The following is a 20,172-nucleotide window of genomic DNA, read 5'->3' as shown; positions in this document are numbered from 1 at the left end:
TGATTTATTTGCCGAATCGGATTTATTTACCGAATATAGTAAATAACCTGATTGCTGCTGCCGCGCCAGATAAGTGAAGGATCTTTCAGGTCTTGTACGAATTTTCCGTCGATCAGTACGTTGATCAAATCAACCACTTGCTGTTGTTCGGCAGTCAGCTCAGCCAAGGTATAGCCGGTCCATAGCCAGATATCTTTCCCATCGCATTCGCGGTGAACCCGTTGTACCAGTTGAAGAATGGTGGACAAATTTTGTGGATGCAACGGATCGCCGCCGGAAAGGGACAGCCCTTGCCGCCGGATACGCGTGTCGTTCAGGTCGGCGATGATTTTATCTTCCATCTCGCGGGTAAACGGCTTGCCTGAATTGAGTCGCCAGGTACTTTTGTTATAACAGCCGACACATTGGTGCACGCAGCCTGAAACGAACAACGTACAGCGGGTGCCGGGGCCATTAATCACATCGACCGGGTAGTATTGATGGTAATTTATAGTAAATGCCCTTTCGTATTTGTAGCCGTGTTGGTTAGCTTCGTTACTCAGCCCATCAGCAGGCCTCGCATTTACGAGGCCTGAGGTTGTCGCCTACCTACAACGCCAATTATTTTGGGTAATACTGTTTTGGGTAATACTGTTTTGGGTCATATTCTGCTTGGCGTTTCAGCCCAACTGCCCGTTAGCCAGATGTTTCACCCGGCGTTTCACTTCTTCTTGTTTACCTGCATTAAATGGCCGTGCATCTGGGCTACCCAGATAACCACATACCCGGCGGGTGACCGACACTTTCGATGGCTCATGGTTGCCGCATTTCGGGCAGGTAAAGCCTTTGCTGGTACAAGAGAATTCACCGGTGAAGCCGCACTCATAGCACTCATCAATTGGCGTGTTGGTGCCGTAATAAGGAACCCGGCTGTAGCTGTAATCCCAGACGTCTTCCAGCGCCCGGAGGTTGTGCTGCAAGTTAGGGTATTCGCCGTAACAGATGAAGCCACCGTTAGCCAGAGGCGGATAAGGGGCTTCGAAATCCAATTTGTCGTATGGATTCACTTTTTTCTCAACATCCAAATGGAAGCTGTTGGTGTAATAGCCTTTATCCGTTACCCCTTCAACCACGCCAAATTCAGCGGTATCAAGGCGGCAGAAGCGGTCACACAAGTTTTCACTTGGGGTGCTGTACAGGCTAAAGGCATAACCGGTTTCATCTTTCCAATCATCGGTAGCCTGTTTCAAATGAGTCACAATGGCGATGGCTTTTTCGCGCAGCTTCTGGTCATCAAAGAGATGGGTCTGATGGCCGAACAAGGCATTAACGGTTTCATGTATCCCGATATAGCCCAGCGAGATCGACGCGCGGCCATTTTTAAAGATTTCGGCAATATTATCATCCGCTTGTAAGCGTACGCCGCAAGCCCCTTCCATATACAGAATAGGAGCGACTCGCGCTTTGATCCCTTCCAAACGGGCAATTCGGGTCATCAGCGCTTTTTTCGCGATAAGCAGGCGCTCATCCAGCAACTGCCAAAATTGGTTTTCATCCCCTTTTGCTTCCAACGCGATACGCGGCAGATTAAGGCTGATCACCCCCAAATTATTACGGCCATCGTGGATTTGTTGACCCTCCTCTTCATACACACCGAGGAAGCTACGGCAGCCCATTGGCGTTTTAAAGGAGCCAGTGACTTTAACCACTTGATCATAATTAAGAATATCTGGATACATGCGCTTGGTTGCGCACTCCAGCGCCAACTGTTTGATATCGTAATTAGCATCGCCAAATTTGTGGTTCAGGCCATCGCGGATAGCAAATACCAGTTTTGGGAATACCGCCGTTTTACGATTTTTACCCAAACCTGCAATACGATTACGCAAAATAGCCTGCTGGATCATGCGTGATTGCCAACTGGTGCCCAAGCCGAAACCGAAGGTGACGAAGGGCGTTTGGCCATTTGCGGTATGCAGTGTATTGACCTCATACTCCAGTGACTGGAAGGCGTCGTAACACTCTTTTTCGGTACGCGACATGGCATAACCTGCAACATCAGGGATTTGCCACTCTTCGGCAACAGCCTTATGTTTATTAAAGCTTTCCGTGACAAAGGGGGCCAAAACCTCATCAATACGGTTAATGGTGGTGCCACCATAGATATGGCTGGCAACCTGCGCGATAATTTGTGCGGTTACAGCGGTCGCGGTAGAAATGGATTTTGGCGGCTCTATTTCCGCATTACCCATTTTAAAACCTTGGGTTAACATGCCTTCCAAATCAATCAACATACAGTTGAACATCGGGAAGAACGGCGCGTAATCCAGATCGTGATAGTGAATTTCACCACGCTCATGGGCCAGCACCACATCGCGGGGCAAAAGATGCTGTTTAGCGTAGTGTTTGGCAACAATACCGGCTAACAGATCGCGCTGGGTAGGGATCACTTTGCTGTCTTTGTTGGCATTTTCGTTCAGCAGTGCTTTGTTGCTTTGCTTCACTAACCCCTGAATTTCCTGATTCAGGCGGCCACGCAGTTCCCGTGAGATATCACGATCATGACGATATTCGATGTAAGCCCGGGCTAACTGTTTGTATTGACCGGCCATCAGTTGGTTTTCTACCGCGTTTTGAATTTCACGGATATCAACCTTCGGCTGGTTTTCCATCGTTTGAGCGACCACTCGGGCAACGGTTGCACAATAATCGGCATCGACCACGCCAACAGCTAATGCTGCGCGCTCAACGGCCTCTTTGATACGAACTTCATCAAAAGGTACCTGGCAGCCGTCCCGTTTAATCACTACTGTTTTCACAATGTCACTCCTGTATACCGCCGCATAGGGTTATCCACAAGGCAACCCGCAGCACATCAGGGCTGCGGGGGGGATGTGGATGCTTTTGTGGATAATTACTATATATAGATACTTAAAATATTACAGACACTATATATGGGTATCTGGCTGAGTGACAGTCAACTGATAGCCAATATTGTTGACCTAGAACAAGGAAATTGGCGTTAGGGTTATTCCCTGTTCAGTGCGTCACAGAATTGTGATTTCTATGGAGAGGGATTGTAGTTACGAAAAGGTCTTGTGTTTATGGAAAGGTATTGTGTTCACGAAAAGGTATGGTGTTGATAGGGTTCGCCTGATATTCGATTGGTTCTTTTTACTGACCTCGTAATGTCACTTACCCGAATCACCCAAACTTACCCCATCGAATGCTCTGCCGACGCTAAATCTTCCCGCGAGAATTCCCTTACAATACGGCCATGCTCCATCAAAACTGCGCGCTCAGACATATGCGCCACCACATCGCTGTCGTGGCTAACCAGCAAATAGGTCATGCCGTGTTCGCATTTTAAATGATTAAGCAGGTTAAGAATTTCGGCCTGAACGGACATATCTAACGCTGAGGTGGGTTCATCTAGCAACAGCAATTTAGGCCGCAGCAGCAGAGCGCGGGCAATAGCGATACGCTGACGCTGGCCTCCGGAGAACTGATGGGGGTAACGTAAGGCGGCAGAAGCAGGCAAACCCACCTGCTCTAGTGCCTGATCAATGCGCTGAGAGATATTTTTCTCGCCGTGGATCTTTAACGGCTCACCCAAGGTTCGTTGAATATTATGCTGAGGGTGCAGCGAGGCATACGGATCTTGAAACACCATCTGTACATCTTTACGTAGTTGGCCGGTGAAACGTTGGCCCGGTTGTAACCGCTGGCCCAGCAAGGTAATTTCCCCCTGCCACTCGCGCTGTAACCCGGCCAATGTCCGCAATACGGTGGATTTTCCACAGCCAGATGCCCCGATCAGACTGAATGTTTCATTGGCTTCAACCGTAAAACTGACCGATTCAACCGCTGTTTTGACCTGGTTCTTTTGGGCAAAGCTGACCTGCAAATTGTTTACTTCAATCAGTGCCACGGGAGCCTCCGGAGAAATCTACGCTGCGATCCAATACCGGCAGATCCGTGCCATAGGTGTGGGCATTCGGGCGGCAAGCCCATAGCGTGTGAGTATAAGGGTGGGTTGAATGGGGCAGATCAGCGGCCAGACCTTGATCAACCAGCTTCCCCTGATACATCACTAACACGCGGTGACAATGTTCGGCGACTAATGGCAGGTCATGGCTTATCAGCAACAGGCTCATTTTTCGTTGTTCGGTTTGCTCAACAATTAATTCAAGGATCTGGTTGCGTAATTTGGCATCTAACGCGGATGTCGGTTCATCGGCAATTAATACTCTGGGATTATTCACCAAAGCGATTGCCAGCATCGCACGTTGCCCCATACCACCAGAAAGCTGGCCGGGGTAGCTGTGGTAGGCGCTGGCATTTAACCCAACCGAGGCCAGTGCATTTAATACCCGTTCATGTGCATCAGCGCCTGAAAGGGTGTTATGCAGCAACAGAGACTCTTCAATCTGCTTGCCAACAGTTTGTACCGGATTTAATGCATAGCGGGGGTCTTGTAACACCATCGCAATTTCACTGCCCCGTAATGCGCTCCATTGCCTGGTGTTTAGACGCAGTAAATCGTGTTCAATGACCTGACCGGGATGGCCCTGATCATCCGTGTTATCAGAGTAATAACTCAGCTTTTTGGCACTGACTTTACCGGGGTGTCTGACTAAGCCCATCAGCGCCCTGGCAGTGATCGATTTACCGGAGCCGGATTCGCCTACAAGAGCAACACGTTCGTGACCGAGGTGAAACGAAATGTTATCCACCACCCGCAGTTGCTGAAAATCGACGCACAGGTTATCGACGGTAAAAATAGAATCAATCATGGTGAGGGTCCAGAATATCGCGTAGGCCATCGCCTAACAGGTTAAAGGCCATGCTGCTGAGTAGGATCGCACAACCTGGAATGGCCGCAATCCACCATTGGTCAAAAATAACCTGCATACCATCGGCGACCATTGAACCCCATTCAGACATCGGTGGGCGGGCGCCCAGCCCCAGAAAACCTAAACCTGCGGCTGCTAATATAATGCCCGCCAGATCCAGTGCCAAACGCACAACGGCAGACGGTAAGCATATGGGCAAAATGTGGCCCCACAGGAGCCGTAGCCCTCGGATACCCATCATTTCAGCCGCGGCTAAATAATCACTTTTACGTAATAACTGAATTTCGGCTCTGGCCTGACGGGCATACGCAGGCCAGGTTGTCAGTGCCAGCGCTAATGCGCCGTTCAGTAAACCTGGGCCGAGCATGGCAACAAAAGCAAAGGCTAGAATCAACCGTGGCATCGACATCACCACATCAGTGATTCGCATCAGAATGCGTTCGAGCCAGCCGCCGTAATAGCCGGAGAGCACCCCGACCAACAACCCCAGAGGCAATGTTATCACGGTGACCAGCAGCACCAATCCCAAGGTTGGCCGGGTACCGTAAATCAAGCGCGACAGCATATCGCGGCCATAGCTATCCGTGCCCAGCAAGTGGCCTGAATCACCCGGCGGTAACAACCGGTCTGCCGCGTTTTGCCAGTTAGGATCCTGTGGTGCAAGCCACGGAGCAAAAACCGCAATGATAACCAGCAATGATAGAATAAACAGACCTATGCTGGTGGAAGGGGAACGCTTTAGGGTGTGGTAGAACTTTATTATTGGCATATCAGTATCATCGACATATCAGCGCGTTCTCGGATCTAGCAGGCGGACGAGCAGATCCGTCACATTGTTAATCAAAATAAAGCACATACCGAGCAGCAAGGTTCCGCCCATAATCGCCGTGGTGTCCCCGGCAAATAGGGCGCTGGTCAGGTAGCGACCAATGCCAGGCCAGGCAAAAACGGTTTCGGTTAACACCGCACCTTCCAACATACTGGTATAGGCCAGCGCAATGACCGTCAGTAAGGTGCCACGAATATTGGGCAGTACGTGCATCAATAAAATACGCATTTCACCTGCACCCTTGGCCCTTGCCAGCGTGATGTACTCTTTATTCAATTCACTTAGGCAGGCCGAGCGGGTCAGGCGGGTGATACTGGCTAACGCATAGTAAGCGAGCAGGGAGACCGGCAAAATCATGTGGGCGATAGCATTATTAAAGGCCCCCATATCACCCGATCGCCAGGTATCGATAAGTACAAAACCGGTCTTGGCTTCAACAGTATATTGGTAGATATCATCCAGACGACCCGGACCGGGGTTCCATTGCAACCGCGCATAAAACAACAGCAGCATCAGCAAGCCGAGCCAGAAAATGGGCACTGAATTACCCAGCAGAGTGATAAAGCGGATAGTGATATCCAGCTTGCTACCTGCCCAGCGGGCGCACAATAAACCGAGGAAAATACCCAGTGCACCGCCCACGAGCAGCGATAAGGTTGCCAATTCTAACGATGCAGGGAAGACGGTCAGTAGATCCTGTAATACCGGCTGACCACTGGCGCTGGCGACACCCAAATCTCCGTGAGCCAATCGCACCAGATAGTGCCAGAATTGCACCAATAATGGTTGGTCCAACCCGAGTTGCTGTCTGACCTGTTGGTAAGTGGCTTCACTGGCGTGATCGCCCACAATTTGCAGTACTCGGTCCACCGGTGACAGTGCCGAGAGGAAGAACGTGATCACCAACAGGCCGAATAGCGTTAGGGCCAGGGTGAATAGCCCCTGTAAAAAAACCAAAAGGCGACGCCGGGAGGGGATTCCCGGCGTAGTATTTAATGCTACAGACATTGGCTATCGGCTCGCTTGTCGCTTGAGTTACATGTGTTCCACAAATAACTAATATCACATCTAACTCATTTCACAAATAAGTCAGCACAAGGGTCTTATTTACTGACACGATCATAATAGACCATATCGGCATTCAGACCTTGTTGATAGCCTTTTACATTATCTCGTAATACAACTTGTGCTTTGGCTTGATCAATAAAGATATAAGGCGAATTTTGTTGCAGTTCCTGCTGTAACTGGGTGTACAACTGGGTGCGTTTTTCTGGATCTACTTCAGCGACGGCAGCCAGTGTTTGCTTATTCAGTTCAGGAATAACCCAGCCGTTTAGGCCCGCCACCGTACTGCTTTTACCGTCGTTGTAAGCGAAGGTGCTGGCATTGGAATGTGCATCGAAATAATCTGGGATCCACAGGCGAATCGCTGACTGATGCTGTTTAGCCCGCACCCGGCCATAAACTTGGCTACCGGCTGCTGGCAGCAATACCAGTTTCACACCGCCCTGCGCAAAGCTGGCCTGTAACGACTGAGCAATGGTGATAAACGGAGGTTTGTTCTCAACATCCAGTGTCAGTGTGGCATCTTTAATGCCCGCTTTAGCCAGAATTTTTTTGGCGGTGGCCGGGTCAAAAGTGAACGGATTGCTTTCCAATGCCCCTGGTAAACCGACGGGTAGGAAGCTTTGATGAATGAAATACTGATCTTTCAACAGATTTTTGGTAATGCCCTGATAATCAACCAGATAACGGGCTGCTTGCCAGAGCTCTGGTCTGCTCAGCAGCGGGTTAGCGGCATTAGCGGTGTTAAAAACCAAATAGTTTTGTTCTGCTGATGGGATTTCAACGACCTTGACGCCAGCCTGTGTTTTCAGCGCGGTAATTTGGTCCGGCCCTAATTCCCGTGCAATATCAGCATCACCTTGTTGAATTAACAGGCGGCGGGCACTGGGGTCAGGCACGTTTTTGATAATAATATTCTTAATTAATGGTTGATTACCCGGTGACGTAGGGTTGGCATCCAGCACAATGGCTTGGTGCGGTTGATAAACACGCATTTTGAATGCGCCGCTACCTGCAGAATGCATTTTTAGCCATGCATTGCCGTAATCGTCATCTTTGATATTCGCCGTCACGGTTTTTTTATCAACAATGGATGCAATTGGCGTTGATAAAATATTCAAGGCAACCGCTGGGCTGACATCTGCACTCCAGCTTACTTGCACGGTATTATTATCAATTTTCTTTAGGTGTTGGTCGATATTATCGGCTTGCCAGCCCAAGACGTTAAGAATAAAAGCAGGTGAGCGATTCATTTTCACTGCACGGGTGAAAGAATAAATGACGTCATCCGCTTGTACCGGATTACCCGATGCAAATACCGCCTGTGGACGCAATTTGACCGTTAATGTTTTGGCTGCTGCATCGCCTTGCCAGCTTTCTGCCAGAATTGGTACTACTTTAGCTGGGTTATCGCGATCGGCTTGAACTAAACGCTGGTAGAGGCTAGGTACCGTCTGAATGCTGGACAGCTCATTACTTTCGGCGGGATCAAGGCTGACGATGTCATCCAGGGATTGCACGACTACCAGCGTATCCGGTGGCGTTGCTGCCAATGTGCCGCCAGATAACGCTGCCAGAACGAATAATGACAGAACTTTTGCTTTCATTGAGACTCCCAAGAATAGATTACCGCCATCGCGTTTTTCTAGTATTAAGTAGTTAACATCGATAGGAAATTAGTGTTTTTTTATTTATTTCACTCACCGCAGCTTGTCACCATAATCACTTTACTGTCTGTGGTAAAAGTCTCAACAGTTATTTGTTATAATATTTAGCGATAATAAAATATTCCGTAAAGGAATAATGATGATGTTCTTTCCAGCAACGGTAATCATCGCCACAACACCATCATCCGTAGGCTGAAAAATAAATAATCAGCAAAATACACCGTAAATATCCCATTTTATGAATGCCAACCCGCTTATACCCGTCGCCCTTCAAGATGCAGGGGTGTTAGCTGCCCTTGCTCACCCCAGTCACTTAGTTATCTAAGCTCCTGGGGATTTACTCGGTTGCTGCCTACCTGCATCTTGAAGTAACTTGGGTATATAATAAAACAGCATTTCATTTTCATAAGACAAGGGAACATCATGATTATCGGAAATATTCATCATTTGGCACTGCTGCCTTATCTGCCAGCCCAATTGCGGGACGCTATCGAGTATGTGAAAAGCCATATCAACGCAGATACCCCATTGGGTAAGCATGATATTGATGGCAATAATGTGTTCGTGTTGGTTTCCAATGACAGCACTGACTTATTAGAGAATCGCCGTGCGGAATATCACGCCAAGTATTTGGATATCCAAATTATTTTGGCAGGGCAGGAAGGGATGGCTTTCAGTAATCTACCCGCAGGAAAGCCAGATACCGATTGGTTGGCAGACAAAGATATTGCCTTCTTACCCGCAGGCACAGATGAAAAACACGTAGTGCTGCAAACCGGTGATTTTGTCGTATTTTTCCCAGGTGAAGTGCATAAGCCATTATGTGCCGTGGGTGAGCCGGCGAATGTGCGTAAAGCGGTTGTTAAAATAGCGGTGAAATAGGCTATCTCACTGGCCAGCTTTAGCTTCGGGGCAGTGCTCGCCGCCGTCACGTACTGCGTGTACGCTCCGTTGGCTGCGCGCTGTCCGCACTCAATCTACCTGCGCCGATAACGCCTATTTAATCTGGTTGGCTATTTTCATTAATTGATAGCGAAAAACGACCAGCTTGAGCTTCGGGGCAGTGCTCGCCGCCGTCTGAATTTTATAGGCAAAGGGCCGATACAGATAACTAATCGGCCCTTATTATTGTTATCGGCTATCTTTATATTTTGCTCATCGTGGCGACCATCACGGCTTTGATGGTATGCAGGCGGTTTTCTGCCTGATCAAATACAATGCTATGAGCTGATTCAAATACCTCTTCAGTCACTTCCATGCCGCCGGGTAAATCATATTGTTCAGCCATCTGCTTACCGATGGTGGTTTGATCATCGTGGAAGGCCGGTAGGCAGTGCAGAAATTTTACCTGTGGGTTACCGGTCAGATTCAGCACACGCATATTGACCTGATAAGGTTTGAGCAAGGTGATGCGTTCCTGCCAGACCTCTTTTGGTTCCCCCATCGAGACCCATACATCGGTATAAAGAAAATCAGCGCTGCTCACACCCTCGGCAATATCTTCTGTCAGCGTGATTTTGCCACCCGTTTTCTGTGCCAGCGCTTGGCAACTGATAACGAGGGCTTCTTCTGGCCAACAGGCTTTCGGTGCGACCAGGCGTAAATCCATTCCTACCAGTGCAGCCGCTTCTAACAGGCTATTCCCCATGTTATTGCGTGCATCTCCGAGGTACGCCAACGTCATTCTGTTCAGCGATTTATTGGGCAGATGTTCTCGCATAGTCAACAAATCAGCCAGGAGTTGGGTTGGGTGAAACTCATTGGTCAGGCCATTCCAGACCGGTACGCCGGCAAATTCTGCGAGTGTTTCCACCACGTGTTGCCCATAGCCACGGTATTGAATACCGTCATACATACGGCCTAATACGCGGGCGGTATCCTTGATTGATTCTTTATGCCCAATCTGGCTTCCCCCTGGCCCGAGGTAAGTGACGCGAGCACCTTGGTCATATGCGGCAACTTCGAAAGAGCATCGAGTGCGAGTCGAGTCTTTTTCGAAGATGAGCGCGATATTCTTACCTACTAATTTTTGCTGTTCACAGCCGGATTTTTTGCCTTTTTTCAACTCAGTAGCCAAATCAAGCAAGGCAGTAATTTCAGCGGGGGTAAAATCTAACAACCTCAGAAAGTGACGTTTATAGAATTGATTCATCTGTTCGTCTCCACGTGCCCTTCATCCTTGATGCTACAACACCAATTATTTGGGGGTAAATTGAATTTTAATGTGAATTTAAATTCAATTTATAGGTATAAATATTCAATTACAACCCAAATTAATAATTCTTTCTCGTTTATAGTGGAGGCAATAGCTAGGGTGTGGGAAAATGGCGCAATATAACGCCCATTAACTGAGGATAAAGGCATGGCAAACCGCGAACTGCTAGACGAACAACGTGATGAGACCCGCCTGATCATCGAGGAACTGCTGGAAGATGGCAGCGATCCTGATGCGCTATACACCATTGAACATCACCTCTCTGCTGAGAAATTCGAGGTGTTGGAAAAGGCCGCCGTTGAAGCGTTCAAGTTAGGTTACGAAGTGACAGATGCTGAAGAGCTGGAAGTTGAAGACGGCTCTGTGGTGATGTGTTGTGACGTAATCAGCGAAGTCGCTCTGAATGCAGAAATTATTGATTCTCAGGTTGAACAACTGGTCACATTGGCTGAAACCTGTGGCGTTAATTATGACGGTTGGGGCACCTATTACGAAGATCCAAACGCAGAAGATGACGAAGACGGTGAGTACGACGACGAAGAGTTAGTTGATGAGGATGACGACGGTAAGCGTCACTAAATTACCCTTCGTCCTTGGCGCTACAGCTGTGTTAGCGGCACTCACTTACCCGAATCACTTACCTGAGTAAGCTCATCGGGATCGTTCGTTTGCTGCCTTGCTGTAACGCCAATGACTTTGGGTAATCTCTGTCGTATTTGAAGGCGTCGGTTTCTAGCTAATCATATCAGGGCGCTTGATGCGCTCTGAGCTGTGAATAGTTAAAGCATTTTCAGCATTGTTACTTCGCAATCGACATGGCCAGTATTCCCCATCGCACCGCCAATATGTTCAAAACCTAATCTTTCGTATAAACCAACAGCACTGGTCAGGCTGGCAGTGGTTTCCAAATAGCAGCGACCAAACCCCTGCTGGCGGGCAAATACCAATGCCTGTAGTGCCAACTGTTTTGCTAACCCCTTACCACGCAGTATTGGCAGAAAATACATTTTCTGTAATTCGCATAGATCGGTTTCGCCGCCCAGTAGTGGCGCGATACCCCCCCCACCCGCGATGTGACCATCCACCTCAATCACCCAATAAGCGCTACGTGGCTGGCTGTACAACTCATACAAGTGATCCAGATTAGGATCGGACACGGTATAGCCTTTGTCCGCAGTCAGGCCGAATTCTGCCGAAACCTCACGGATAACATTGGCAATGGCGAGGTTATCTCCTGCGGTGATGGGGCGCACCAGTAGTCGGATAGGTGTGGTTGTGGTCATGCTCTATAAACCCAAAGGTAATATCTTAGTAATAATCTGTAATACCATCGAATGGTGCCAGGGTGCAATGGTAAAAAGTAGGGGCCATGATAGTGAATAATTATCATGGCCCCTGGTGACGACTGACTGATGGTTTGATTAATTATAGTGCAGCGATAATCGCCTGCTGCTCAATTAACTTCTGTTTGGCTTCAGCACAAGCGGCCAGTCTTTCACGCTCTTTGGCAACTACCGCTTCTGGCGCACGCGCCACAAAACCTTCGTTACCCAGTTTGCCTTCGATGCGCTCAATTTCAGCATCCAGTTTCGCCACTTCCTTCGCCAAACGATCCAACTCGGTGGCTTTATCGATCAGACCTGCCATTGGGATCAGCACTTCAGCACCTTCAACCAATTTAGTGACCGATACTGGGCCTTTATCACCTTCAGCTAGCAAGGTGAGAGAGGACAAGCGCGCCAATGACTGGATAAAACTCTGGTTTTCCAGCACCCGACGCTGTGCTTGTGTGTTGGCACCCCGCAGCATGACCTCAAGTGGTTTACCCGGTGCAATGTTCATTTCTGCCCGGATATTACGCACCGCGATAATGGTTTGCTTAATCCACTCTAAATCACTGAGTGCTTGTTCATCGACCTGGCTGGCGTCATATTCCGGGAAAGGCTGCAACATAATGGTGTCTGCGGTAATGCCTTTCAGGTTTTTCACCCGCTGCCAGATAGTTTCAGTGATGTAAGGAATAATAGGGTGCGCCAGGCGCAGCAAGGCTTCCAGCACCTGAATCAGCGTGTGGCGGGTGCCACGTAGTTCAGCTTCGGAGCCACTGCTCATCACCGGCTTGGTCAGTTCCAGATACCAGTCACAGAATTGGTTCCAGGTGAATTCATACAGAATACCGGCCGCCAGATCGAAGCGGTAGGTGTCCATCGCTTCGCGGTAGGCTTTGATGGTCTGGTTGAATTCCGCCAAAATCCAGCGGTCAGCCAGTGATAGCACCATTTTGCCACCGTTCTGCCCACAATCCTGCCCTTCGGTATTCATCAGCACGAAACGGCTGGCATTCCACAGCTTATTACAGAAGTTGCGATACCCTTCCAGGCGTTTCATATCCCAGTTGATATCACGGCCAGTTGAGGCCAGTGCCGCCAACGTGAAGCGCAGCGCATCAGTGCCGTGCGGCTCGATACCGTTCGGGAACTGCTTTTCAGTGCGCTTGCGAATTTTCTCCGCCAACTGTGGCTGCATCATATTGCCGGTACGTTTTTCCAGCAACGCTTCCAAAGAGATACCGTCAACCATATCCAGTGGATCGATCACGTTGCCTTTGGACTTGGACATTTTCTGCCCTTCGTCATCACGGATCAGACCGGTCATATAGACCGTTTTGAACGGCACCTGCGGTTTACCATTTTCATCTTTCATAAAGTGCATGGTCAGCATGATCATGCGGGCAATCCAGAAGAAAATAATATCAAAACCACTGACGACCACGCTGGTCGGATGGAAGGTTTTCAGTGCGTCGGTTTGCTCAGGCCAGCCCAGTGTAGAGAATGTCCACAGACCGGATGAGAACCAGGTGTCCAACACATCTTCGTCCTGACGCAAAGCCACCTCTGCGCCCAGATTATTGTCGCGGCGCACTTCGGCTTCGTCGCGGCCAACATATACTTTACCCTGCTCGTCATACCAGGCCGGAATACGGTGGCCCCACCACAATTGACGTGAGATACACCAGTCCTGGATATCGCGCATCCATGAGTAATACATGTTTTCGTACTGTTTAGGGACGAACTGGATCTCGCCGTTTTCTACGGCTTCAATCGCGACTTTGGCCAGCGGGGCGGTGCGCACGTACCATTGGTCGGTCAGCATGGGTTCGATAACCACGCCGCCACGGTCGCCATAAGGTACTGTCAGGTCATGAGGTTTAACCTCTTCCAACAGACCGAGTTTCTCGAATTCCGCGACCACCGCTTTACGGGCAGCAAAACGTTCTAGCCCTTGGAACTGCGCAGGAATAGCGTTACTGCATGCATCAGTCGTTTCACCGTGGGTATCAAATACCTCGGCTTCTGAGCGGATATCCCCGTCGAAGGTCAGAATGTTGATCATTGGCAGGGCATGGCGCTTACCGACTTCATAGTCATTAAAGTCGTGGGCTGGAGTGATTTTCACACAGCCAGTACCCTTCTCCATATCGGCGTGTTCGTCACCGAGGATCGGAATACGGCGGCCAACCAGCGGCAGGATCACTTCTTTGCCAATCAGATCTTTATAACGCGGATCTTCCGGGTTAACTGCGACACCAGTATCACCCAGAACGGTTTCTGGACGGGTGGTCGCCACCACCAGATAATCTTTGCCTTCCGCAGTCTTGGCACCATCGGCCAGCGGATAACGCAGGTGCCACATGGAACCTTTGGATTCGCGGTTTTCTACTTCCAGATCAGAAATGGCAGTGCGCAGTTTCGGATCCCAGTTCACCAGGCGCTTGCCACGGTAAATCAGATCTTCTTTATGAAGGCGCACGAACACTTCTTTAACTGCGTTGGACAAGCCTTCATCCATGGTAAAACGTTCACGTTCCCAGTCCACGGAGTTACCCAAACGACGCATTTGGCGAGTAATGGTGCCGCCGGATTCGCCTTTCCACTCCCAGATTTTATCGATAAACGCATCACGGCCGTAATCGTGGCGGGTCTTGCCTTCTTCGGCGGCAATCTTGCGTTCCACAACCATCTGGGTCGCGATACCTGCATGATCGGTACCTGCCTGCCATAGGGTATTTTTCCCCTGCATACGCTGATAGCGAATCAAGGTATCCATGATGGTCTGCTGGAATGCATGACCCATATGCAGGCTGCCGGTCACATTCGGCGGCGGGATCATGATGCAGTAGCTTTCTTTGCTGGTATCGCCGTTTGGTTTGAAATAACCCTGTTTTTCCCAATGTTCATACAGCGGCTGCTCAATTTCCTGCGGGCTGTATGTTTTATCGAGGGACGGCTCAGTTTTGTCGATATGAGAAGGTGTATTTTCCATTTTCTTTTTATTTCAATTAGTTGGCGGCGTTGCCGTGGTCAAGTGGAAGCCGACGCTGCGATAAGATTTATATCGGTCGCGCGCCAACTGTTTCAAATTTTCTTCGTAAGGCACGAAGTCTACCACTTCATGGAAAGCGGTGGCAAAACCTGCGAATTCTGGCAGCAGGCTGATAAGCAGGTCGCGCGGTGAATTCCCGCGTCTTTCCGGCCACGCCAGTTCGACGGGAGCGCCATATTTTGGCCCTTCACCGGCCAGATTATGTGGCACAAATTGTTCAGGAGCGCGCTGCCAGAGCGCTTCATCCAGCCGCTGAGCTTGTTCCTGGCTTTCACAGGCGATCAACACCCGCTTGCCTGCCCGCCAACGTTCAGCCGCAACCTCGCAGGCCAACGCTTCGTGCGCACGCAGCTCACCGGTGGGCGTGTCGTGTTCGAGCAGGTAGAAGGTAGCGTTTTTCATAAATTCTCTACAACGTAAAGGGCACAAAAGTGTGCCCTCAGACTGCTAACAAAATCACATGAAGGGGAAACGTGCCGTTGGGGTCGTAGTAACCGTCTTGCTTGTCAATCCTTCACTCACTGTTGTCGTTAACCTTCAATATATCAAACGATTAATCGTCGCCGTTTAAGCCCGCGCGATTCAGTAGGAACTGAGACAACAACGCGACTGGCCGGCCAGTCGCGCCCTTGTTCTTACCTGAACGCCACGCGGTACCCGCGATATCCAGATGCGCCCAACTGTATTTACGGGTGAAGCGCGATAAGAAACAGCCTGCGGTAATAGCCCCACCCGCGCGGCCACCAATATTGGCCATATCAGCGAAATTAGAGTCCAGTTGCTCGTAGTACTCCTCACCCAGTGGTAAGCGCCATGCGCGGTCGCCCGCCTGTTCGGATGCGCCGATAAGCTCATGAGCCAACGGGTTGTGGTTCGACATCAAACCGGTGAGGTGATTACCTAGCGCCACAACGCACGCGCCGGTCAGTGTTGCGATATCAATGACCAACTCTGGTTCAAAACGCTCAACGTAAGTCAGTGCATCACACAACACTAAACGGCCTTCGGCATCGGTATTCAGCACTTCTACGGTTTGACCAGACATGGTGGTCAGAATATCACCAGGGCGATAAGCCCGGCCACCCGGCATGTTTTCACAGCCTGCCAGTACACCCACTACGTTCAGTGGCAATTGTAACTCGGCAACAACCCGCATCACGCCATAAACGGTTGCTGCACCGCACATATCGTACTTCATTTCATCCATGCCTTCGGCAGGCTTGATGGAAATACCACCGGAATCGAAGGTCAGACCCTTACCCACTAGCACAATTGGCTTAGCATCTGCGTTTGGGTTGCCTTTATATTCTATTACCGACATCAATGATTCGTTTTGCGAACCATGGCCGACAGCCAAATAAGCGTGCATGCCCAGCTCTTTCATCTGCTGCTCACCAATCACGCGGGTGACGATATTGGTACTAAAAGCATCCGCCAATTGGCGAGCCTGAGAAGCCAGATAGGCGGCGTTACAGATATTGGGTGGCATATTGCCCAAGTCTTTTGCCGCTTTGATACCGGAAGCGATAGCTAAACCGTGCTGGATAGCACGCTCGCCGCTGGTCAATTCACGGCGGGTTGGCACGTTGAAGACCATTTTACGCAGTGGGCGACGAGGCTCGGTTTTATTACTCTTAAGTTGATCGAAGGTGTAAAGCGTTTCTTTGGCTGTCTCTACCGCCTGACGCACCTTCCAATAAGTATTTCGGCCTTTGACATGCAGTTCAGTCAGGAAGCAGACTGCCTCCATTGAACCCGTATCATTAAGGGTATTGATGGTCTTTTGGATCACTTGCTTGTATTGGCGCTCATCAAGCTCACGCTCTTTACCACAGCCAATTAACAAGATGCGTTCGGAAAGAATGTTAGGCACATGGTGCAGTAACAGTGTCTGCCCGACTTTGCCTTCAAGTTCACCACGGCGCAATAACGCGCTGATGTAGCCATCACTAATTTTGTCGAGTTGTTCGGCAATGGGAGATAGACGACGAGGTTCAAAAACGCCGACTACAATACAGGCACTACGCTGTTTTTCCGGGCTGCCGCTCTTTACACTGAACTCCATGTACTCTCCTGAATCTTAAAGACAAAGGTGGGAGCTGCCGTTAGAATATGGCGCTCCGCAACGATCTCTCTCCGTTGTGTTAACGACGTGTGTTAACCTTAACGGCATAAGTTGTTTTGTTTTGGCGACTATAAGCATGTTCCTATAGGACACCCAAACGCTAGATGTTGTAATACTATTTTAGCTGTGAAGGTTGCCATATGATGAGAATAAATGGCGGATTAACGATGAAACTATCGATTTTCCTGCAAAAAGACAAGTTTTCACAGGCGTATTAGCGTGATCATCATTAGATATCTGGTACGGGAAACCCTCAAAAGCCAAATTGCGATCCTGTTCATCTTGCTATTAATCTTCTTTAGCCAGAAGTTAGTTCGGATATTAGGTGCCGCAGTTGATGGTGAAATCCCGACAAATGTAGTTTTATCCCTTTTGGGGCTTGGTGTGCCGGAAATGGCACAACTCATCTTACCATTGAGCTTATTCCTAGGGCTGCTGATGACCTTGGGAAAACTGTACACGGAGAGTGAAATCACCGTGATGCATGCCTGTGGCATGGGCAAAAAATCCTTGATTATGGCAGCGTTAATTCTGGCGCTCTTCACCTCCGGGCTGGCAGCCATCAACACTATCTGGCTTGGCCCTTGGTCTTCTAAACATCAAGATGTCGTACTGAACGATGCCAAAGCCAATCCGAGTCTGGCCGCGCTTGGCGGTGGGCAGTTTAAATCTTCAAACGATGGTAATTCAGCTCTCTTTATTGGCAATGTGGCGGGTAAAGAGTTTAACCGTGTATTTTTGGCACAATTGCGCCCGAACGGTAACCAGCGGCCCTCTGTGGTGGTGGCCGATAGCGGCCATATGAGTGAGCGCCCGGACGGTTCACAAATGGTTATTCTGAACAAAGGGACTCGCTATGAAGGCACCGCCTTGCTGCGCGACTTCCGTATCACTGACTTCGTTGATTACCAGGCTGTTATAGGGCACAAACAAGTACAGCAAAGCAGCAACGGGGCCGATCAGATGTCAATGAAAGAGCTATGGCGCTCTCAAGAACCTGATGCACGGGCTGAGTTCCACTGGCGTCTGACACTGATTGTTTCGGTCGTTATTATGGCATTGCTAGTGGTGCCGTTGAGTGTGGTTAACCCACGCCAGGGCCGTGTCCTGAGTATGTTACCGGCCATGTTGCTGTATTTGATTTTCTTCCTGCTACAAAGCTCCCTGCGTTCTAAGGCGGGTAATGGCCAACTGGATCCACTGGTCTGGATGTGGGTTGTTAATGGTGCTTATTTGGCTCTCGCGATAATCTTGAACCTGTGGGATGGCCTGATGGCTCGTAAATTACGTGCTCGATTGAGAGGTGCTGCCTGATGTTTGGTGTATTAGACCGCTATATCGGACGGACTATCCTCAATACTATCCTGATGACATTATTAATGTTGGTGTCGCTGTCGGGCATCATCAAGTTTGTCGATCAGTTGCGTAAAGTTGGGCAGGGGGACTACTCTGCGGCCTCTGCGGGTATGTACACCATCCTGAGTATTCCTAAGGACATTGCGGTTTTCTTCCCGATGGCGGCCCTATTAGGGGCATTACTGGGGCTTGGGACTTTAGCCAGTCGCAGTGAGTTGGTGGTTATGCAGGCGTCAGGTTTTACCCGTATGCAAATCGCAGCGTCAGTGATGAAAACCGCGATCCCTCTGGTGTTGCTGACCATGGCTATCGGTGAGTGGGTGGCACCGCAAGGTGAGCAGACCGCGCGTAATTTCCGGACACAGCAGATGTACGGTGGTTCGTTACTCTCAACTCAGTCGGGTTTATGGGCGAAAGATGGCTCTGACTTTATTTATATTCAGCGGGTGTCTGGCGAAAGCGAGTTGACGGGCGTCAATATTTATCATTTTGATAAAGAAGATCGTCTGCTTTCGGTGCGGTATGCGGCGACGGCGACCTATGAAAAAGACAATAAAACCTGGCGATTATCGCAGGTCGATGAATCTGATTTAAGTAATCCTACTCAGGTGACCGGTTCACAGACACTGACCGGTGAGTGGAAGACCAATCTGACGCCTGAGAAGTTGGGTGTGGTGGCGATGGATCCAGATTCGCTCTCCATCAGCGGGTTGCACGACTACAGTAAATACCTACAGCAAAGTGGCCAAGAGTCTAACCGCTACGAACTGAGTATGTGGGGTAAGGTATTTGCCCCCTTCTCTGTTGCGGTCATGATGCTGATGGCGCTGTCGTTTATTTTTGGTCCATTGCGCAGCGTGCCAATGGGTGTTCGGGTGGTCACCGGTATTTTCTTCGGCTTTGTTTTCTACGTGCTGGATCAAGTTTTTGGTCGACTTAGCCTGGTTTATGGCATCCCACCAATGCTGGGTGCGCTGTTGCCGAGTATATTATTCCTCCTAATCAGCATTTGTTTGCTGCTAAAACGGCGGTAATGACGTTTTTTTCAGCACTTAGACTAAACGTAGTGGAATAACAGTTGCATGCGGATCATTGGTAGGTATAATTCATCTCGTTTTCCGCATACTACTACTTCAGTGCCGAAGTGGCGAAATCGGTAGACGCAGTTGACTCAAAATCAACCGCCGCGAGGCATGCCGGTTCGATTCCGGCCTTCGGCACCATTAGTATGTAAAGAGACGTCTACGGACGTCTTTTTTTATGTCTAAAATCCAGTCACAGCAAGGCTCTTCTCGCTTTTTCACTCAACATAAGTCAACCTGATTCAATCTACATCAACTTACTGATGTGGGTACAAATGCGGGTATATCCCGGTTCGATAATGTTTGTACCCACACAGAACCCTTGAAAGGATACTCAATATGGCTCTGAGTGATGTAAAGGTTCGTACGGCTAAGCCTGAAGAAAAAGCCTATAAGCTTACTGACGGTGAAGGCATGGTATTGCTGGTTCACCCTAACGGCTCGAAATACTGGCGACTACGCTATCGCTTCGGTGGTAAAGAAAAGATGCTGGCATTGGGGAAATACCCTGAAGTGTCGCTGGCGGATGCAAGGGCACGACGTGACGATGCGCGTAAGCAGTTATCCTGCGACTGGACGACAACCCCCTAAGAAATGTAAGGTAATGCCGGTGCG

Annotated in this window: 16 protein-coding genes, 1 tRNA gene and 1 pseudogene; 6 read left to right on the top strand and 12 right to left on the bottom strand. The window is 49.5% G+C overall.

The features are described from left to right. Positions 1-26: 26 nt before the first annotated feature. The 7 genes from nrdG to AC971_RS15610 form a co-directional block, all read right to left on the bottom strand. Entirely contained in the window at positions 27-491 is a 465-nt protein-coding gene (gene nrdG / locus AC971_RS15640; protein ID WP_025382444.1) for an anaerobic ribonucleoside-triphosphate reductase-activating protein, read from the bottom strand. A 168-nt stretch (positions 492-659) separates the two neighbouring features. Then, positions 660-2,798: an anaerobic ribonucleoside-triphosphate reductase gene (nrdD, locus tag AC971_RS15635; RefSeq protein WP_025382445.1), complete on the bottom strand. Its 2,139-nt coding sequence runs from the start codon at positions 2,796-2,798 to the stop codon at positions 660-662. 395 nt (positions 2,799-3,193) lie between these two features. Next, a complete protein-coding gene (locus AC971_RS15630; RefSeq protein ID WP_025382446.1) occupies positions 3,194-3,910 on the bottom strand; it encodes an ABC transporter ATP-binding protein in 717 nt (238 codons plus the stop codon). Next, complete coding sequence (locus AC971_RS15625; protein WP_025382447.1) at positions 3,897-4,775, bottom strand: ABC transporter ATP-binding protein; 879 nt, start codon at positions 4,773-4,775, stop codon at positions 3,897-3,899. Before AC971_RS15625 ends, AC971_RS15630 begins: the two co-directional genes overlap by 14 nt. Continuing rightward, complete coding sequence (locus AC971_RS15620; protein WP_025382448.1) at positions 4,768-5,604, bottom strand: ABC transporter permease; 837 nt, start codon at positions 5,602-5,604, stop codon at positions 4,768-4,770. The genes AC971_RS15625 and AC971_RS15620 overlap by 8 nt, the downstream gene beginning before the upstream one ends. A gap of 18 nt (positions 5,605-5,622) precedes the next feature. Then, a complete protein-coding gene (locus AC971_RS15615) occupies positions 5,623-6,672 on the bottom strand; it encodes an ABC transporter permease (protein WP_025382449.1) in 1,050 nt (349 codons plus the stop codon). Between the two features lie 95 nt (positions 6,673-6,767). Further along, positions 6,768-8,336, bottom strand: a complete 1,569-nt coding sequence (locus tag AC971_RS15610; RefSeq protein WP_025382450.1) for an ABC transporter substrate-binding protein — start codon at positions 8,334-8,336, stop codon at positions 6,768-6,770. Positions 8,337-8,819: 483 nt separating this feature from the next. On the opposite strand from AC971_RS15610, the gene AC971_RS15605 reads away from it, so the two are divergent. Then, positions 8,820-9,278 (top strand): NanQ anomerase/TabA/YiaL family protein, encoded by a 459-nt coding sequence (locus AC971_RS15605; protein ID WP_002209301.1) that lies wholly within the window; start codon positions 8,820-8,822, stop codon positions 9,276-9,278. Positions 9,279-9,540: 262 nt separating this feature from the next. Here the strand turns inward: AC971_RS15605 and argF are convergent, their stop codons facing one another. Then, positions 9,541-10,548, bottom strand: a complete 1,008-nt coding sequence (gene argF, locus AC971_RS15600) for an ornithine carbamoyltransferase (protein WP_025382451.1) — start codon at positions 10,546-10,548, stop codon at positions 9,541-9,543. Positions 10,549-10,758: 210 nt separating this feature from the next. Between argF and rraB the strand changes: the two genes are divergently transcribed. Then, positions 10,759-11,190 carry a ribonuclease E inhibitor RraB gene (gene rraB, locus AC971_RS15595; RefSeq protein WP_025382452.1) on the top strand — a complete coding sequence of 144 codons (432 nt, stop codon included), beginning with the start codon at positions 10,759-10,761 and terminating at the stop codon, positions 11,188-11,190. Positions 11,191-11,390: 200 nt separating this feature from the next. On the opposite strand, the gene AC971_RS15590 is transcribed toward rraB, so the two are convergent. The 4 genes from AC971_RS15590 to pepA all read right to left on the bottom strand — a co-directional run bounded on the left by AC971_RS15590 (position 11,391) and on the right by pepA (position 17,059). Further along, complete coding sequence (locus AC971_RS15590; protein WP_025382453.1) at positions 11,391-11,894, bottom strand: GNAT family N-acetyltransferase; 504 nt, start codon at positions 11,892-11,894, stop codon at positions 11,391-11,393. A gap of 142 nt (positions 11,895-12,036) precedes the next feature. Then, a complete protein-coding gene (locus tag AC971_RS15585) occupies positions 12,037-14,934 on the bottom strand; it encodes a valine--tRNA ligase (RefSeq protein WP_025382454.1) in 2,898 nt (965 codons plus the stop codon). Between the two features lie 12 nt (positions 14,935-14,946). Further along, positions 14,947-15,396 (bottom strand): DNA polymerase III subunit chi, encoded by a 450-nt coding sequence (locus tag AC971_RS15580; protein WP_025382455.1) that lies wholly within the window; start codon positions 15,394-15,396, stop codon positions 14,947-14,949. A gap of 151 nt (positions 15,397-15,547) precedes the next feature. Continuing rightward, positions 15,548-17,059: a leucyl aminopeptidase gene (gene pepA, locus AC971_RS15575; protein WP_025382456.1), complete on the bottom strand. Its 1,512-nt coding sequence runs from the start codon at positions 17,057-17,059 to the stop codon at positions 15,548-15,550. Between the two features lie 279 nt (positions 17,060-17,338). Here pepA and lptF point away from each other — a divergent pair, with 279 nt between their 5' ends. The 4 genes and pseudogenes from lptF to AC971_RS15555 form a co-directional block, all read left to right on the top strand. Next, entirely contained in the window at positions 17,339-18,433 is a 1,095-nt protein-coding gene (gene lptF, locus AC971_RS15570; protein WP_025382457.1) for an LPS export ABC transporter permease LptF, read from the top strand. Then, the gene (lptG, locus tag AC971_RS15565; protein WP_025382458.1) at positions 18,433-19,509 is read left to right on the top strand and encodes an LPS export ABC transporter permease LptG; all 1,077 of its coding nucleotides are present in this window, start codon (positions 18,433-18,435) and stop codon (positions 19,507-19,509) included. The genes lptF and lptG overlap by 1 nt, the downstream gene beginning before the upstream one ends. Positions 19,510-19,613: 104 nt before the next feature. After that, a tRNA-Leu gene (locus AC971_RS15560) sits at positions 19,614-19,698 on the top strand. Positions 19,699-19,896: 198 nt separating this feature from the next. Next, positions 19,897-20,124, top strand: a pseudogene (locus AC971_RS15555) (Arm DNA-binding domain-containing protein); the annotation flags it as partial. Between the last annotated feature and the right edge of the window lie 48 nt (positions 20,125-20,172).

Origin of the sequence: Yersinia similis, from assembly GCF_001053095.1 — a bacterium.
Taxonomy (GTDB): Bacteria; Pseudomonadota; Gammaproteobacteria; order Enterobacterales; family Enterobacteriaceae; genus Yersinia; species Yersinia similis.
The sequence above is the reverse complement of the archived record's forward strand: the minus strand, read 5'-3'. Positions and strand labels throughout refer to the sequence as shown.

Bases quoted from the DNA above. Each gene is read 5' to 3' on its own strand.
- AC971_RS15625 (WP_025382447.1), bottom strand. From the start codon at position 4,775: ATGATTGATTCTATTTTTACCGTCGATAACCTGTGCGTCGATTTTCAG.
- AC971_RS15620 (WP_025382448.1), bottom strand. From the start codon at position 5,604: ATGCCAATAATAAAGTTCTACCACACCCTAAAGCGTTCCCCTTCCACC.
- AC971_RS15615 (WP_025382449.1), bottom strand. From the start codon at position 6,672: ATGTCTGTAGCATTAAATACTACGCCGGGAATCCCCTCCCGGCGTCGC.
- AC971_RS15610 (WP_025382450.1), bottom strand. From the start codon at position 8,336: ATGAAAGCAAAAGTTCTGTCATTATTCGTTCTGGCAGCGTTATCTGGC.
- AC971_RS15605 (WP_002209301.1), top strand. From the start codon at position 8,820: ATGATTATCGGAAATATTCATCATTTGGCACTGCTGCCTTATCTGCCA.
- argF (WP_025382451.1), bottom strand. From the start codon at position 10,548: ATGAATCAATTCTATAAACGTCACTTTCTGAGGTTGTTAGATTTTACC.
- rraB (WP_025382452.1), top strand. From the start codon at position 10,759: ATGGCAAACCGCGAACTGCTAGACGAACAACGTGATGAGACCCGCCTG.
- AC971_RS15590 (WP_025382453.1), bottom strand. From the start codon at position 11,894: ATGACCACAACCACACCTATCCGACTACTGGTGCGCCCCATCACCGCA.
- AC971_RS15585 (WP_025382454.1), bottom strand. From the start codon at position 14,934: ATGGAAAATACACCTTCTCATATCGACAAAACTGAGCCGTCCCTCGAT.
- AC971_RS15580 (WP_025382455.1), bottom strand. From the start codon at position 15,396: ATGAAAAACGCTACCTTCTACCTGCTCGAACACGACACGCCCACCGGT.
- pepA (WP_025382456.1), bottom strand. From the start codon at position 17,059: ATGGAGTTCAGTGTAAAGAGCGGCAGCCCGGAAAAACAGCGTAGTGCC.
- lptG (WP_025382458.1), top strand. From the start codon at position 18,433: ATGTTTGGTGTATTAGACCGCTATATCGGACGGACTATCCTCAATACT.